The sequence below is a fragment of the Paenibacillus sp. ACRRY genome (assembly GCF_022346995.1).
Taxonomy (GTDB): Bacteria; Bacillota; Bacilli; order Paenibacillales; family Paenibacillaceae; genus Paenibacillus.
In genome coordinates this window covers 1,845,334-1,861,927 of sequence record NZ_JAKRNM010000001.1, presented here as the reverse complement: position 1 = coordinate 1,861,927, position 16,594 = coordinate 1,845,334, and the positions used below count along the sequence as shown (strand labels likewise).

Sequence of the window (16,594 nt, the reverse complement as noted above, 5' to 3'; positions counted from 1 at the left end):
ATTACTTTTTTAAGGAAAGCGTTTTAAAAACGTGTTACAATGAATTGGGTTTAAGTGAAAATAGTCAACATTTGTCTTTTGGTAGTCAACCAACCCGCCTTGTTGCAGTCATGTTGATAGGAGGATTCGAGAATGAATATCCATGAATATCAAGGAAAAGAAGTACTGAAACAGTATGGAGTTGCCGTTCCTAATGGGAAGGTTGCTTATACAGTCGATGAAGCGGTTGCGGCCGCAGAGGCACTGGGCAGTCCGGTGACTGTAGTCAAAGCGCAAATTCACGCAGGTGGCCGGGGAAAAGCCGGCGGCGTAAAGGTAGCGAAGAGCGCAGATGAAGTTCGAGCTTATGCTTCCGAAATTTTGGGAAAAGTACTGGTGACACACCAGACCGGACCGGAAGGCAAGGAAGTAAAACGTCTTCTGATCGAAGAGGGCTGCGATATCCGCAAAGAGTACTACGTGGGTGTTGTTGTTGACCGTGCAACGGGCCGAGTCGTGATGATGGCTTCCGAAGAAGGCGGTACGGAGATCGAAGAAGTGGCTGAAGCTACTCCTGAGAAAATTTTCAAAGAAGTTATTGACCCTGCTATTGGATTACAAGTGTTCCAAGCACGTAAATTGGCTTACAGCATTAATATTCCGAATGAGTTGGTGAACAAAGCAGTCAAATTCATGCTTGCATTGTACACAGCATTTGTGGAAAAAGATTGCTCCATTGCTGAAATTAACCCTCTTGTTGTTACTGGAGATGGAAACGTTATCGCGTTGGACGCGAAACTGAATTTTGATTCCAATGCCTTGTTCCGTCATAAGGATATTTTGGAACTGCGCGACTTGGATGAAGAAGACGAAAAAGAAATCGAGGCTTCCAAATACGACCTCAGCTACATAGCACTTGATGGGAACATCGGCTGTATGGTTAACGGTGCGGGACTTGCGATGGCTACGATGGATATCATCAAATACTACGGCGGAGACCCGGCCAACTTCCTTGATGTTGGGGGCGGTGCAACAACGGAGAAAGTGACAGAAGCTTTCAAAATCATTCTGTCTGACGCCAAAGTGGCGGGCATCTTCGTTAACATTTTCGGCGGAATCATGCGCTGTGATGTTATTGCAAACGGTGTCGTTGAAGCGGCGAAACAGCTTGGCCTCACGAAACCGCTGGTTGTTCGTCTTGAAGGAACGAATGTGGAGCTTGGCAAACAGATTTTGGGTGAATCCGGCCTGAATATCGTACCTGCTGATTCCATGGCCGACGGTGCACAAAAAATTGTTGCCCTCGTAAAATAAGTTCATTCCTGGGCCATTTATATCAATCCAAAGAGCGGTTCGCAATCTTCATGAATTGGATCGGAATGCTTCAATCCGTCTAATTCATGTTCCCGCTAGCAATGGAATCGAATGATATAAATTGCTTCTTAGTGCCGGAGCTGTCCGGAACTTGAAAAATAACCGTAAGGATGTGAAGCAACGTGAGTATTTTGATCGATAAAAATACAAAAGTCATTACGCAAGGCATTACGGGTTCAACGGGAATGTTCCACACGAAGGGCGCATTGGATTACGGAACCCAGATGGTAGGCGGTGTTACGCCAGGCAAAGGCGGGACCAATGTTGATATCACGCTGGAAGATGGCAAAGTCGTTAGTCTTCCGGTATTCAATACGGTACAAGAAGCGAAGGAAGCTACAGGTGCCACAGCGAGCGTTATCTACGTACCACCAGCGTTTGCTGCAGATTCCATTATGGAAGCTGTAGACGCAGAGCTTGATCTTGTAATTTGTATTACAGAAGGCATCCCTGTCCTTGACATGGTGAAGGTAGACCGCTTCATGGAAGGCAAAAAGACTGTATTGATCGGACCGAACTGTCCTGGTGTTATTACACCGGGTGAATGTAAAATTGGAATCATGCCTGGTTATATCCATATGGCTGGACATGTTGGCGTCGTTTCCCGTAGCGGAACGCTCACCTATGAAGCTGTTCATCAATTGACTACACGTGGGATCGGACAGTCTTCAGCGGTAGGAATCGGGGGAGACCCGGTCAAAGGTTCCGAATTCATTGATATCCTCAAACGTTTCAATGAAGATCCACAGACTCATGCTGTCATCATGATCGGGGAGATCGGTGGTACAGCAGAGGAAGACGCTGCAGAGTGGGTACGCGACAATATGACCAAACCGGTTGTTGGATTTATCGGTGGCGTTACAGCGCCTCCAGGCAAACGGATGGGTCATGCTGGTGCCATTATCTCAGGAGGTAAAGGTACAGCTAAGGAAAAAATCGCGAAGCTTGAATCTTGCGGTATCAAAGTTGCGCCAACGCCAGCCGAGATGGGCTCCACCCTGGTAAGTGTGCTAGAAGAGCGTGGTATTTTAAATTTGTGCACGACACATTAATTCTTTTCCATTATAATAGTAGAAACGGTGCGGAGATGTTGTTACTTTCGTAACCGACTATTGTGATACGGAAAAGGTAAGCAACCTTTTGTCCTCAAACAGGGCGAAGGGTTGCTTTTTTGCGTTGGATTACTTGTCAAATTAGGGTGCTGAATTGCTCCCTACAAAGTAAACGCTTGCATTCTGTCGTCACAACCTACACAATATGAGGGAAGTGTTCTTCCCGCTTGGGAGGCTTATAGGATGGAAAAAAGCTGGATTCTGTTTGGATTGCATGAAATGGATGGTGTTGGGAAGAAAACGATCTCGAAATTGATGACAGGGCGGCACAACCTTCCGGATTTGCTTCATTATGAAGAAGGAGATTGGGTTCAAGCCGGCTTACGTAAAGATCAGGCCGCCAGGCTTGCGAAAAGTTTCGATACAGATTGGATTGAGCATAGGCGAGAAGCGGTTTACAAACAAGGAATTCAGGTTATTACCTATCTGGATGAAGATTACCCCATATTAATGAAGGAAACCGTTCAGGCACCTTGGGTTATGTATGGCCGTGGGGACATGAGTTTGTTACATACAAAGGCGATTGCCATGGTAGGAACTCGAATGCCAACAGTGTATGGGCGCAAAGTAGGCGAGAGGCTAACGGCAGAATTTTGTCGTGCAGGGTTGACCATAGTCAGTGGACTTGCCCGAGGGATTGATAGCACCTGTCATGAGGCTGCTCTTCGAGCAAAAGGTAAAACCATTGCAGTTTTTGGCACAGGAATTGATAAGATCTATCCACCTGAGAACAAAAAACTAGCTGAGCAAATTGCCGAAACGGGTCTACTACTGTCGGAATATCCACCAGGCACACGTGCTCACCAAGGACTATTTCCGGAGCGTAATCGAATTATTGCAGGTTTGACACTCGGAACGCTGGTAGTAGAAGCGGATATCCGAAGTGGCTCCCTTATTACTGCAGATGCAGCGCTGGAGGCAGGGAGAGATGTATTTGCTGTACCGGGCCCCATTACATCACCCAAGAGTCGGGGATCACATAATCTGATTCGTCAGGGGGCAAAATTGGTCACTTGCGCGGACGATCTGCTTGAAGAGTACCGAATGGACTTGCCAAATCCAGAACAACTTCCTTACAATAGAGGACGTTCCCCAGAAAAGGGACAAGGTAATCCTGCGGATATGTTTCCTAAGGTTAGTCTCTCATCCGATGAGAGCCGGATCATCTCCCTGCTGGAGCAGGACGAAAGATCTTTGGATCAACTTGTAGAGCAGCTCGGTTGGGATTTTGGACATTTGCATTCAGTTCTGTTATCTTTAATCATAAAAAAACAGATTAGCCAATTACCTGGAACCAAATATGCAAGGGTATGACAATGCTGTGACCACGCGGCATGTGAAAATAGATTATTAACGGAAGTTATTTAATTGCTGACAAGGTTGACAAGGAACAAGCAGTTTCATGACTGAGAGGAGGATGAACCTATGGCGGATTCACTCGTAATCGTGGAGTCGCCCTCAAAGGCGAAGACAATCGGCAAATATTTAGGCAGCAAGTTCATCGTGAAGGCTTCGATGGGACATGTGCGCGATTTGCCGAAAAGTCAGATCGGCGTTGAGGTGGAAAATGATTTTAATCCGAAATATATTACGATCCGCGGCAAAGGTTCGATTTTGAAAGAACTGAAGGATGCACGAAAGAAAGTGAAAAAAGTGTACCTCGCAGCTGACCCGGATCGCGAAGGCGAGGCTATTGCATGGCACTTGGCTCATGCACTTGAACTGGATGACACGGAGGATTGCCGAGTTGTCTTCAACGAAATTACGAAGCAGGCAGTCAAGGATGCGTTCAAAACACCGCGCAAGATTAACATGGACTTGGTTAATGCACAGCAGGCCAGACGTATTCTAGATCGGCTTGTAGGATATAAAATCAGTCCTCTATTATGGAAGAAAGTCAAAAAAGGATTGTCTGCTGGACGTGTTCAGTCGGTAGCAGTCAAAATCATTTTGGATCGCGAAAATGAAATAGATGACTTTGTTCCGGAAGAGTACTGGAGCATTACGGCGAAGCTGACAGCAGACGGCAATCCGTTTGAAGCGAAGTTCCATCAATTGAACGGTGCAAAAACCGAACTGGGAAGCGAAGCCGAAGTACAAGCTATTTTGAAACAAATTGAGAACGCGGATTTTACCGTCAAAGAAGTGAAAGAGAAAGAACGCAGCCGGAATCCATCCGCTCCGTTTACGACAAGTTCTTTGCAGCAGGAGGCTGCTCGGAAATTGAATTTCAGGGCTTCCAAAACGATGTCAGTTGCTCAACAGCTCTATGAGGGCGTAGACCTCGGAAAAGAAGGCACAGTGGGTCTCATTACGTATATGCGTACAGACTCCACCCGGATTGCGGCATCAGCTCAGGAAGAAGCCAAAGAATATATTGTTGGCAAGTACGGTGAAGCTTTTGCACCTGAGACGCCAAGAAACTATTCCAAGAAGGCTGCCAATGCGCAGGATGCTCACGAAGCTATTCGTCCAACATCCATTTTGCGTGATCCGGATTCCATCAAATCATTTATGAGCCGTGATCAGTTCAGACTGTATAAACTCGTATGGGAGCGCTTCGTGGCTAGCCAGATGTCTTCTGCTGTCCTCGATACACTCTCTGTGGATATCGCAGCTGGAGATACCATTTTCCGTGCAGCAGGCTCTAAGGTTCGCTTTCAGGGCTTCATGAAGGTTTATGTGGAAGGTAACGATGATGGTACTACGGAAGAAGATCGTTTGCTGCCTCCACTAAAAAATGGAGATCGGTTAGAGAAACAGGAGATTGAACCGAAACAGCACTTCACTCAACCGCCGCCCCGGTATACGGAAGCAAGACTTGTACGTACTCTGGAAGAGCTGGGCATAGGGCGTCCAAGTACATATGCACCAACCCTGGAAACCATTCAGAAGCGTGGATATGTGGCAATTGAAGAGAAAAAATTCATGCCGACCGAGCTTGGAGAACTTGTCATCGAGCAGATGGAGGAGTTTTTCCCTGAAATTTTGAATGTAGAGTTCACTGCCAATATGGAAGGTGATCTTGACCATGTGGAAGAAGGCTCGGAAGACTGGGTCAAGGTACTTGCGGAATTTTATGAATCATTTGAGAAAAGACTCGAATTCGCAGAAGAAGAAATGAAAGAGATTGAGATTGAAGATGAAGTCTCGGACGAAATCTGCGAGAAATGCGGCAAGCCGCTTGTGTACAAATTGGGTCGGTTCGGCAAGTTTCTTGCGTGCTCCGGATTCCCGGATTGCCGGAATACCAAACCGATTATTAAGGATATTGGCGTAACTTGTCCGAAATGCAAGGAAGGACATGTGGTTGAACGTCGTAGCAAGAAAGGACGTATCTTCTATGGCTGCGACAAGTATCCAGAGTGTGATTTCGTATCCTGGGATAAACCGTCGGCCAAACCTTGTCCAAGTTGTGGTTCCCTCATGGTTGAGAAACGAAACAAGCAGGGGACGCGTTTGCAATGTACATCCTGTGATCATCAGGAACCGGTCGAGGAGCCGGAAGAAGAAACAGCGGATTAGCATATATGGGGGTAAATGATTTTGACGAATGAACAAGTTGTAACGGTAATTGGAGCCGGGCTGGCAGGAACGGAAGCAGCTTGGCAAATTGCAAGTCGCGGTGTACGTGTAAAACTATATGAGATGAGACCGGTTGTAAAAACACCGGCTCATCATACTGATAAATTTGCAGAACTGGTGTGCAGCAATTCGCTGCGTGCCAACGGTTTGACCAATGCAGTTGGTGTGCTGAAAGAAGAAATGAGAATGCTGAATTCCCTGGTGCTGGGTGCAGCGGATCGAAACGCAGTTCCAGCGGGAGGAGCACTTGCTGTTGACCGTGATGGATTCTCGGGGGAAATTACTTCCACGCTTCATCAGCATCCTCTCATTGAGGTGGTCAACGAAGAACTAACCTCCTTGCCGGAGGATGGTATCGTGGTTGTTGCTACTGGCCCACTGACTTCGCCAGCATTATCTGAACAAATCAAGGCACTGATGGGCGAGGAATATTTCTATTTCTACGACGCAGCTGCTCCGATTATTGAAAAAGACTCCATTGACATGAACAAGGTGTACCTTGCTTCCCGTTATGATAAAGGGGAGGCAGCCTACCTAAACTGCCCGATGACAGAAGAAGAGTTTGATATCTTCTATGATGCTCTGATTACGGCAGAGGTTGCCCAATTAAAAGAGTTTGAAAAAGAAATTTACTTCGAAGGCTGCATGCCGATTGAAGTCATGATGAAGCGAGGAAAACAAACGGCTCTGTTTGGACCCATGAAACCGGTAGGTCTGGTTAACCCGCATACAGGGGAACTGCCACATGCAGTGGTACAGCTCAGACAGGATAACGCAGCCGGGACTCTGTACAACCTGGTTGGTTTCCAGACACATCTGAAATGGGGAGAACAGAAACGGGTATTTTCACTGATCCCTGGCCTGGAAAATGCGGAGTTTGTGCGTTATGGTGTTATGCACCGCAATACGTTCATTAATTCTCCCAAACTGCTGCGTCCGACGTATCAGTTCAAGGAACGTCCAAATCTGTTCTTTGCAGGACAAATGACAGGTGTGGAAGGGTATGTTGAATCTGCTGCTTCAGGTCTGATTGCGGGTATAAATGCAGCCAAAGCGGCACTTGGACAGGAACTTGTAGTGTTGCCAGTAGAGACAACGCTGGGCAGTATGGCACAGTATATTACTACGGCTGACTTCAAACACTTCCAACCGATGAATGCAAACTTTGGTTTGCTGCCGAAACTGGAGACGAAGATCCGTAACAAAAAAGAAAAAAATGAAGCTCTTGCACAGCGTGCCTTGGATGGTATTGCCCGTTTTGCTGCTGCAGAAGGTCTAACCGTTCCGGGACGCGTATAAATTAGTTTCGTGGGAGGAGGCTGAATCATGGATATGTCATTTCATGCTACAACGATCTGTGCAGTTCGTCATAATGGCAAGGCAGCGATTGCCGGCGATGGTCAGGTGACCATGGGGCAAAGCGTTGTGATGAAAAATACGGCCAAAAAAGTAAGACGCCTATACCGCGGACAGGTTGTGGCTGGATTTGCCGGTTCAGTAGCGGATGCGATTACACTGTTCGAGAAGTTTGAGGGTAAGCTGGAAGAGCATCATGGTAATTTGCAGCGTGCTGCGGTGGAGCTTGCCAAGGACTGGCGGCAGGATCGCATTTTGCGCAAGCTTGAAGCACTCCTTATCGTTATGGATAAGACAGGAATGCTGCTTATCTCTGGCGGAGGGGAAATCATTGAGCCAGATGACGATGTCATTGCGATCGGTTCTGGTGGGAACTTCGCGCTGTCTGCGGCACGTGCATTGAAACGTCATGCAACAAACCTGGAAGCCAAGGACATTGCTCGTGAGTCATTGCAGGTTGCTGCAGAATTATGTGTGTATACCAACAATAATATCATTGTAGAAGAACTGTAAGATAACCCCGCAAACTGAAACATAGAGCATGGCCGTCAGGGCTATTCCTATCAATTTGCGGGGTTATCCCTAATTTTGATAACATATTTCTATGCAGAATTTTAAGTAGACTGGTAGGAGGGAAGCGAAATGCAAACACAAGCGTTAACACCAAGACAAATCGTTGCAGAGCTTGATAAGTATATTGTAGGACAGAAACAGGCCAAAAAATCAGTGGCTGTTGCCTTGCGCAATCGATATCGCCGCAGCCTTTTGCCAGAAAATACGCAGGATGATATCGTACCTAAAAACATATTGATGATTGGACCGACAGGTGTTGGTAAAACAGAAATTGCCCGCCGTTTGGCTAAACTGGTAGGAGCCCCTTTCGTAAAGGTGGAGGCAACGAAATTTACGGAAGTGGGTTATGTTGGTCGTGATGTTGAATCCATGATCCGTGACCTGATTGAAACGTCCATGCGGATGGTTAAGCTGGAACGGACCGAAAAGGTAAAAGACAAGGCTGAAGAAGCTGCCAATGAACGTATCGTACATATCCTGGCTCCTTCCCAATCCAAGTCCAAAAATCAACGTAACCCGTTTGAAATGATATTTGGCAATAACGGAAACAACACGCCCGAGCAGGAAGAACCAGAGCCGGACACGAATGTCGCAGAGCGGCGTCGCAAGATCAAATTCGATCTATTATCCGGCAAGTTGGAAGAGGATATTATTGAGATTGATGTTGAGGACACTGCACCGAATATGATGGATATGTTTGCAGGGCAAGGAAATGACCAGATGGGCATGAATATGCAGGAGATGTTTGGAAGCCTGCTGCCGCGACGCACCAAAAAACGCAAGCTGGCGATCAAAGAAGCTCGTAAAGTTCTGATCCAAGAAGAAGCAAGCAAGCTGATCGATATGGATGACGTTACGCAAGAGTCCATTCGCAGAGCTGAACAGACGGGTATTATTTTTATTGATGAGATCGATAAGGTAGCCAGCCAGGGGCGTGGTAGCGGCCCGGATGTTTCACGTGAAGGCGTGCAGCGGGACATTTTGCCTATCGTGGAAGGTTCTACTGTGATGACCAAGTACGGACCTGTCAAAACCGATTATATTCTGTTTATGGCGGCTGGAGCGTTCCATGTGGCCAAACCTTCGGATCTGATTCCGGAGCTTCAAGGACGATTCCCAATTCGGGTTGAGTTGAATAGCCTATCACTGGAGGAATTCGTATCTATCTTGACGGAACCTCAAAATGCGTTGACCAAACAGTATGTCGACTTGTTGCGGACTGAAAATATTGAAATCGAATTCTCTGATGAGGCCATTCGTGAGATTGCCAAACTTGCTGAATCCGTAAACCAAAATACGGAGAATATTGGCGCTAGGCGTCTGCATACTATTCTTGAGAAACTCCTTGAGGATTTGTCCTTTGAGGCACCTGAGCTCACGCTGGAGCGTATGGTCATTACTCCCGAGTATGTGCGCGAGAAATTGAACGATATTGCACAGGACCGTGACCTGAGTCAATATATTCTGTAATAAGACTTTTATCTGTAACCGTAGCAATTTATAATTAAGAAGTTTAATGGTGGTATTCACTGTGTAAGTAAAAATAAGACGAACTCTGTTGCAGGAGTAATCCTGATCGGGTAGTGAGCGCTTATCTTTATGGCAGATGAATACTGCCCTTTTTTTGTTCCAGACTAATGGATTTTCATAGAAAAGCCGATAAAAAGATTGAAGTTACATTTAAAGTAGTGAAAAAGTAGGACTTGTGCCGCAGTTGTCAGGATTCGAAGTCGTAAGAATCCAAAAGCGGTCATGTGAGTGAATGGGTTGATTGCCAATATAAGGTTGTCTGTTTTATCCAAGTCTGGTTATCGGTTTAATTACATTGTCGATAAAACTTGCGCAAATGCGCAAAGAATCGATCGAAGCAATACGCTAATGCAGTAAAATATTTTCGTTGACTTCCAATTGTAACGGGATTTTTAATTGTTAAGAAAGTGTTGTGTTATATCAGGGTAAACGAGTAAAGCAAGAAGGTCAGCTTGTCAATTATTTAATTCATAGAATGCTTCCTTGTGGAATTATGATGAATAAAAACGTTGTTGCAACGGCAAATATTGCTAACACAATTCAGATAAATTTTCCCAATTGCAAACGAAGTTGATGAAGTGACGTTAGGAATAAGATGGAAGAGCCTGCTATAAATTTTAAGAATGTTTAAGTGTGTGTTTTGTAGATGTGAACTCGATTTTGTTTTGGGCCTCAACATTTGCGAAAAAATTCATAATTTGCAGAAAATACACAAAAAGCCCTCTCTTTCAGAAAAGATAGGGCTTTTTTCTTATTGTAATAAATGCCAATCTCGAAGAAACTTATGTTATACGACAACATCAGAGTTAATTCTACTTAAGTCCTAGAAAAACGCGAAAAGGCGAATGTTTTTGTCGAAAAACATAAGCGAATTTTAGGGGAAAAGATTCAATCTTTTTCCATAATTTCTAAGGAGAGGAGGGAAATCGTGAATCTTTTGAATGATATTAGCTTTAAAAGATTACAAGGTGCACTCGATGCGTCCAACACTAGACAACAAACGATTGCAGACAACATTGCGAATGCGGACACCCCGTATTACAAGCGTTCTGACGTATCTTTTGAAGAAATCTTAAAGCAGCAAACGGATGGAGATATGCCAGTTCTTAAGGGAAAAGTAACGGACTCAAGGCATTTTGTCATAGGACCTTCCTCTTCCGTTCCTACACCTGTAGTAACAATGGATCATTCGACATCCATGAATAATAACCAGAATAATGTCGATATCGACAAAGAAATGAGCCTTCTGGCGGAGAACCAGTTGCGTTACAACGCTTATATTCAACAAGTGAATGAACAGATTAAAATGATGCGTGTTGGAGTGGAAGGGAGATAACTTAGGTGAATATCAGTAACAGTTTTAGTATTAGCTCATCGGCCCTGACAGCCCAACGCTTGAGGATGGACGTTATATCTTCAAACATCGCTAATGCAGAGACGACTCGCGCCAGTGTATCGAATGGCGAAGCGGTTCCCTACAAAAGAAAAATGGTAGTTCTCGAACCAAACAAAACTTCGTTTAGCAGTATCCTACAGAATCAGATGGGTAATAAGGCCTCAGGTGAGGGAGTTAGAGTATCAGAGATTCGTGAAGATCAGTCTCCTCTGAAACCTGTATATGATCCATCTCATCCGGATGCAAACGCTGAAGGGTATGTGTACATGCCAAATGTGGATATTGCGAAAGAGATGGTTGACATGATTTCAGCTTCTCGGTCCTACGAGGCGAACGTAACAGCGTTAAATTCAACCAAAGCAATGATAACAAAAGCTTTAGAGATCGGAAGATAGATTACGGTAATGGTAATGAGGTTTTAACATGAATAATGGGATAAAGGGGAGGGACATTGATGATTCAGAACAACATGTTTAACACACAGGTAGTTCAACCGTTGCAGATGCAAAATGCTTCCGTTAGCAAACCATCAACACCAGCCGAAACCATTCAGAGCTTCGGTACATACTTACAAGAGGCATTAGGGTCCGTGGCAACGCAGGAGACTCAGGCACATGAAATGTCCAATCAATTTCTATTGGGGAATGTGAACGTGGATCAGGTAATGATCGCTTCAGAACAGGCCCTGTTGAGTCTGCAACTCACGTCGCAAGTCCGAAACAAAGTAGTCGAAGCGTATCAAGAGATTATGCGTACGCAAATGTAAAAAGAGCATGATTGCGCTTCGATAACAGCGCTGATCATTACAACAAGCAGCTGCGATGCTGCTCCTGAGCCTAGTCTCGTACTTTAGTAGTAGAAGTACTTTGATGGCTCGGGACAGACTAAGCAAAGTTTCGGATGGGGTGACAGAGTGAATGAGAGAATTGCCCAGTACAGGGATAAAGCAACCCAGTATTGGAATAGCTTCAGCAAAAAACAGAAAGTTTTACTGGTTTCCACCTTTTTATTTTTAATTCTGGCTGCAGTTGTACTAACTATGCAACTGTCCAAAACAGAATATGAAGTGGCATTTACCGATTTGAATTCCAGTGACTCTGCAGGCGTCATTAACTACCTGGATTCATCCAATATTCCCTACAAATTAAGCGCGGACGGGAAAACCATATCGGTACCAAGCACGGATGTTGCACTTGCAAAAGTCAACATAGGATCACAAGGGATTATTCAGAATGGTTCATTAGGATATAAATCATTCGAGGAGTCTTCATCCCCGATCGGGATGACAGACAAAGAATTCGATGTTAAATACAACAATGCAATTAACGGAGAGGTCGAACAGTTACTCCAGCGCATGCAAGGTATACAAGATGCAAAAGTCTTGGTCAATATGCCAAAAGATAATATCTTTGCTGGCCTGGAAGAGCAAGACAAAGCATCCGCTTCCGTAGCATTGCAGTTTAAACCGGGATATCACCCGAATCAGGCAGCGGTGGATGGATACTTTAACTTGGTGAAAACCGCTATTCCTAACCTGCCGATTGAAAATATTACGATCACCAACACGGATGAAGCCGAGTTGATTCCAACTGCCCGTGGAGGCAGCGGTGGATTATCTTCCGAAGTTCAGGAAAACATGGCTTTGCAGAAGAAGTTCGAAAATGACGTACGAAACAATGTAAAACAGTTCCTGTCTCAAATCGTAGGCGAAGACAAAGTAAATGTACTCGTCGCTTCCAAGCTTAACTTCGATAAAGTGACAAGCAAAGAGAATCTGGTTACACCAGTCGATGAAGAGAATATGAAGGGCATCGAGATCAGTGTGCAGGAGATTCAAAAGAGTTATACAGGTGCGAGTACTCCAACAGGCGGTGTCGCAGGTACCGGTCAAGAAGAAGTTCCTGGTTATCCTTCAGCGGATGCAACGGGGAATTCTACTTCGGAGGAATCATCTAGCACTGTAAACTATGAAGTCAATCGAATCGCCAAAGATATCATTTCCAGTCCTTATACTGTAAAAGACTTAACCATTAACGTAGCCGTTGAACCACCTGAAGGACAAACAGAATTACAACAACCTGTCCAGGATGCAATTGAAAATATTTTGGTGAATATCGTTCGAGCTTCACTTGCAGATTCAGGTGATGTAATTACAGACGCTGATCTGACCAAGAAAGTTTCGGTTATATCCCAAGGTTTCCAGACTGCAGCCGCTGCAGAAACAGGATTCCAGCTATCGACAGGTATGATGTGGGGCGTAGGAGCATTGGTGGCCGCGTTAATCGCAGCAGTCGTTATCCTCCTCGTACGCCGTCGACGCAAACAAAACGAAGAGGAAGAAGAAGAGATTCCTCTCCCAGTAGCAACAGAGTTCCCGTCCATTACGTTGGACAGTGTAACGAACGAAAGTCAAGTGCGCAAACAATTGGAGAGTTTGGCGAAGAAAAAGCCAGACGAATTCGTCAATCTGCTGCGTACGTGGCTGGCTGACGAATAGAGGTGAACGCATTGGCAAAGGCAAGCAGTCAAGGTTTGACTGGAAGACAAAAAGCAGCAATTTTGTTGATTACACTAGGTCCGGAAGTGTCGGCGCAAATCTTCAAACATCTGCGTGATGAGGAGATTGAACAATTAACATTGGAGATTGCCAATGTTCGCAAAGTGGATGCTTCCGAAAAAGATATGATTATGGCTGAATTTCACCAGATCTGTCTTGCTCAGGAATACATTTCGCAAGGCGGTATTACTTACGCGAGAGAAATTCTGGAGAAGGCACTCGGATCGCAAAAAGCACTTGAAGTTATTAATCGTTTGACAGCTACACTGCAGGTTAGACCATTTGACTTTGCACGTAAAGCGGATCCAAACCAAATATTAAACTTTATTCAAAACGAAAGTCCGCAAACGATCGCGTTGGTACTATCCTACCTGCAATTCGAGCAGGCAGCAGCGATTCTATCCTCGTTGCCTCAGGAGAAGCAGGCTGATGTTGCGCGAAGAGTGGCTGTCATGGACAGCACATCCCCTGAGGTTATCTCTCAGGTGGAACGTGTATTGGAACAAAAGTTGTCTTCAACGGTTACACAGGATTATACAAACGCAGGCGGCATCGAGTCGATCGTACAGATTTTGAATGGGGTCGACCGGGGTACGGAGCGTACCATCTTGGACTCTCTGGAAATTCAGGATCCGGAACTTGCCGAAGAAATCAAAAAACGCATGTTTGTATTCGAAGATATTGTCAACGTGGACGATCGTTCAATTCAACGTATCATCCGCGATATCGACAACGCAGACTTGCAGCTTGCACTCAAAGTGGCGAGCGAAGAAGTTCGGGATGCAGTGTTCCGCAACATGTCCAAACGGATGTCCGAGACATTCAAGGAAGAAATGGAATTCATGGGACCTGTTCGGTTGCGTGATGTGGAAGAAGCCCAGACTCGTATCGTAGGAACGATCCGCAGACTGGAAGAAGCTGGTGAGATCATTATCGCTCGCGGCGGAGGAGATGATATCATTGTCTAATTTGATTAAATCTTTCCAGTATGTGCCGGTTGATGACCGCAAACGCCTTGAAAATCATCATCATTATGGTGGACCTGAAGCTGAAGGAACAGATAGTGAAGTAGAAGGTGCAGAGACAGAGGCGTTACAGGCCCGTGTAGACGAAGAGACTAAACGTCTGACTGCGGAGATGCTGGAGGATGCCAAGGAGTTTGCAGAAAAGCAGGTACGCGAAGCTTCCGAGGAAGCGGAACGCATGCTTAAAGAAGCCCGTGAGCAGATTGATAGCTGGTGGCAAGAACAGCGCCAGCAGGATGAACATTTAATTGAAGCGATGCGCTCACAAGGTTTTCAGCAGGGTTTTGATGAAGGCAAAGTACAAGCTGAACTGGATCTCCAAGTGCAGATCGAACAGATGATGAAAGAAGCTCAGGAAGTACTGCAAGAGGCTTATGTGGCAAAAGATCAAATTATCCAGGAAGCAGAGCCTTTCCTTGTAGATCTGGCATGCGGAATTGCAGAGAAGGTTATTGATAAACAGCTCACTGTTGAACCAGACCATACTCTCGAATTGATCCGTCAGAACCTGTCACGGAAACGCGAACAAGGAATGATTGCCTTGTGTGTAGCTCCAGAACAATTTGCTTTTGTACAAGCTGCGCGTGAAGAGTTGTCCTTATCCATCGACTCACAAGCCGAACTTCAAATATTGCCGGATGCAACGGTAAAAGACAAAGGGTGTGTCATTCGCTCGTCTTTTGGTAGCGTGGATGCCCGTATTGATACACAACTTTCTGAAATCAAAAAAGAACTGATCCGCATAGCACTTGAGGATGAGGGGCGAAAAAATCAACATGAAGGTTCTTAGTTCACAGCGTTACATGGAGCACTTACGCCAATTTGATCCTGTTCGGGTTAACGGTAAGGTCACACAGGTTATCGGGCTCATGGTTGAATCCGAAGGTCCTGACGCTAGCATCGGTGACGTATGCTACATCTACCCGGGTAAATCGGAGAAGCCGATTCAAGCAGAAGTCGTTGGTTTCCGGGATAACAAAGTGCTACTGATGCCTCTGGGTGAATTGCAATCGATTGGTCCGGGGTGCGATGTCGTAGGTACCGGGAAGCCGCTTGGAGTTCAGGTTGGTTCAGAGCTGCTGGGCAAAGTGCTTGATGGACTTGGTCAACCTCTGGATGGATCGTTGCTGCCTTCAAGAATGCCGATGTTCTCCACATCGAATAAACCTGTGAATCCGATGGAACGGCCGCGTGTACTGGAAACCATGGGTGTAGGCGTTAGAGCGATTGACGGTCTGTTGACTGTTGGTAAAGGTCAGCGGGTTGGTATTTTTGCCGGATCGGGTGTTGGTAAAAGTACATTGATGGGCATGATTGCCCGTAATACGGCCGCTGATGTGAATGTTATAGCACTTGTAGGTGAACGGGGACGCGAGGTTCGTGATTTTATTGAACGTGATCTTGGGCCGGAAGGGCTAGAGCGCTCGGTCGTCATAGTCGCAACTTCTGACCAACCGGCATTGATTCGAATTAAAGGGGCAGTCATTGCCACCACGATAGCGGAATATTTCAGGGACAGAGGCATGAATGTCATGTTGATGATGGATTCCGTTACTCGTTATGCCATGGCTCAGAGGGAAGTCGGACTTGCTGTAGGTGAACCTCCAGCGATGAGAGGTTATACACCTTCCGTATTTGCGAGTTTGCCTAAATTGCTGGAACGAGCGGGAACTGGACCAACGGGTTCCATAACAGCATTTTACACGGTACTCGTTGATGGTGACGATATGAATGAACCGATTGCGGATGCGGTTAGGGGTATTCTGGACGGTCACATTGTGCTGAATCGGTCCATCGCGAACAAAGGACATTTTCCTGCAATCGATGTGTTAGCGAGCATTAGTCGTGTCATGAAAGATATCGCGCCTGAAGAGCAGCTGGAAGCCGTTAATAATATGAAGCGATTGATGGCCGTATACAAGGAATCCGAAGATTTGATCAACATTGGTGCTTATCAAAGAGGATCGAATGCAGCTATTGATGAAGCGATGGATCAGATCGAAAGCATATGGAACTTTACCAAGCAAAAAGTAGATGAAAAAGTAACACTGAGTGAAGTGCAGGAACGTTTGATTCTTGAATTTGCAAGGAGATGAAAGGTTAAACG

At 45.6% G+C, this 16,594-nt stretch carries 14 protein-coding genes; all 14 read left to right on the top strand.

Translation table 11 applies throughout. From position 1 onward, the window contains the following. Positions 1 to 132 precede the first annotated feature (132 nt). Positions 133 to 1,293: an ADP-forming succinate--CoA ligase subunit beta gene (sucC, locus tag MH144_RS07995; protein ID WP_095287843.1), complete on the top strand. Its 1,161-nt coding sequence runs from the start codon at positions 133 to 135 to the stop codon at positions 1,291 to 1,293. Between the two features lie 182 nt (positions 1,294 to 1,475). Then, on the top strand, positions 1,476 to 2,405 hold the full coding sequence (sucD, locus tag MH144_RS07990) for a succinate--CoA ligase subunit alpha (protein ID WP_095287842.1): 930 nt from the start codon (positions 1,476 to 1,478) through the stop codon (positions 2,403 to 2,405). Between the two features lie 243 nt (positions 2,406 to 2,648). Next, the gene (dprA, locus tag MH144_RS07985; protein ID WP_239298952.1) at positions 2,649 to 3,779 is read left to right on the top strand and encodes a DNA-processing protein DprA; all 1,131 of its coding nucleotides are present in this window, start codon (positions 2,649 to 2,651) and stop codon (positions 3,777 to 3,779) included. Between the two features lie 111 nt (positions 3,780 to 3,890). Further along, complete coding sequence (gene topA / locus MH144_RS07980) at positions 3,891 to 5,990, top strand: type I DNA topoisomerase (RefSeq protein ID WP_095287840.1); 2,100 nt, start codon at positions 3,891 to 3,893, stop codon at positions 5,988 to 5,990. 15 nt (positions 5,991 to 6,005) lie between these two features. Further along, entirely contained in the window at positions 6,006 to 7,349 is a 1,344-nt protein-coding gene (gene trmFO, locus MH144_RS07975; protein ID WP_481857322.1) for an FADH(2)-oxidizing methylenetetrahydrofolate--tRNA-(uracil(54)-C(5))-methyltransferase TrmFO, read from the top strand. Positions 7,350 to 7,376: 27 nt separating this feature from the next. Further along, complete coding sequence (gene hslV / locus MH144_RS07970) at positions 7,377 to 7,919, top strand: ATP-dependent protease subunit HslV (protein WP_095287838.1); 543 nt, start codon at positions 7,377 to 7,379, stop codon at positions 7,917 to 7,919. A 129-nt stretch (positions 7,920 to 8,048) separates the two neighbouring features. Continuing rightward, complete coding sequence (gene hslU / locus MH144_RS07965) at positions 8,049 to 9,449, top strand: ATP-dependent protease ATPase subunit HslU (RefSeq protein WP_239298950.1); 1,401 nt, start codon at positions 8,049 to 8,051, stop codon at positions 9,447 to 9,449. Between the two features lie 988 nt (positions 9,450 to 10,437). Continuing rightward, entirely contained in the window at positions 10,438 to 10,845 is a 408-nt protein-coding gene (flgB, locus tag MH144_RS07960) for a flagellar basal body rod protein FlgB (RefSeq protein ID WP_095287836.1), read from the top strand. Positions 10,846 to 10,850: 5 nt separating this feature from the next. Further along, positions 10,851 to 11,300 carry a flagellar basal body rod protein FlgC gene (flgC, locus tag MH144_RS07955; RefSeq protein WP_239298949.1) on the top strand — a complete coding sequence of 150 codons (450 nt, stop codon included), beginning with the start codon at positions 10,851 to 10,853 and terminating at the stop codon, positions 11,298 to 11,300. Positions 11,301 to 11,359: 59 nt separating this feature from the next. Next, positions 11,360 to 11,671 carry a flagellar hook-basal body complex protein FliE gene (fliE, locus tag MH144_RS07950; protein ID WP_095287834.1) on the top strand — a complete coding sequence of 104 codons (312 nt, stop codon included), beginning with the start codon at positions 11,360 to 11,362 and terminating at the stop codon, positions 11,669 to 11,671. A gap of 147 nt (positions 11,672 to 11,818) precedes the next feature. After that, complete coding sequence (gene fliF, locus MH144_RS07945; protein WP_239298948.1) at positions 11,819 to 13,402, top strand: flagellar basal-body MS-ring/collar protein FliF; 1,584 nt, start codon at positions 11,819 to 11,821, stop codon at positions 13,400 to 13,402. Positions 13,403 to 13,413: 11 nt separating this feature from the next. Further along, positions 13,414 to 14,430 carry a flagellar motor switch protein FliG gene (gene fliG / locus MH144_RS07940; protein WP_095287832.1) on the top strand — a complete coding sequence of 339 codons (1,017 nt, stop codon included), beginning with the start codon at positions 13,414 to 13,416 and terminating at the stop codon, positions 14,428 to 14,430. Continuing rightward, positions 14,423 to 15,277 (top strand): FliH/SctL family protein, encoded by an 855-nt coding sequence (locus tag MH144_RS07935; RefSeq protein WP_239298947.1) that lies wholly within the window; start codon positions 14,423 to 14,425, stop codon positions 15,275 to 15,277. Before fliG ends, MH144_RS07935 begins: the two co-directional genes overlap by 8 nt. After that, positions 15,264 to 16,583, top strand: a complete 1,320-nt coding sequence (gene fliI, locus MH144_RS07930; protein ID WP_095287830.1) for a flagellar protein export ATPase FliI — start codon at positions 15,264 to 15,266, stop codon at positions 16,581 to 16,583. Before MH144_RS07935 ends, fliI begins: the two co-directional genes overlap by 14 nt. Positions 16,584 to 16,594 lie beyond the last annotated feature (11 nt).

Excerpts from the sequence above, each read along its gene's own strand:
- dprA (WP_239298952.1), top strand. The coding sequence starts at position 2,649 with ATGGAAAAAAGCTGGATTCTGTTTGGATTGCATGAAATGGATGGTGTT.
- topA (WP_095287840.1), top strand. The coding sequence starts at position 3,891 with ATGGCGGATTCACTCGTAATCGTGGAGTCGCCCTCAAAGGCGAAGACA.
- fliI (WP_095287830.1), top strand. The coding sequence starts at position 15,264 with ATGAAGGTTCTTAGTTCACAGCGTTACATGGAGCACTTACGCCAATTT.
- hslV (WP_095287838.1), top strand. The coding sequence starts at position 7,377 with ATGGATATGTCATTTCATGCTACAACGATCTGTGCAGTTCGTCATAAT.
- fliE (WP_095287834.1), top strand. The coding sequence starts at position 11,360 with ATGATTCAGAACAACATGTTTAACACACAGGTAGTTCAACCGTTGCAG.
- hslU (WP_239298950.1), top strand. The coding sequence starts at position 8,049 with ATGCAAACACAAGCGTTAACACCAAGACAAATCGTTGCAGAGCTTGAT.
- trmFO (WP_481857322.1), top strand. The coding sequence starts at position 6,006 with ATGATTTTGACGAATGAACAAGTTGTAACGGTAATTGGAGCCGGGCTG.
- sucC (WP_095287843.1), top strand. The coding sequence starts at position 133 with ATGAATATCCATGAATATCAAGGAAAAGAAGTACTGAAACAGTATGGA.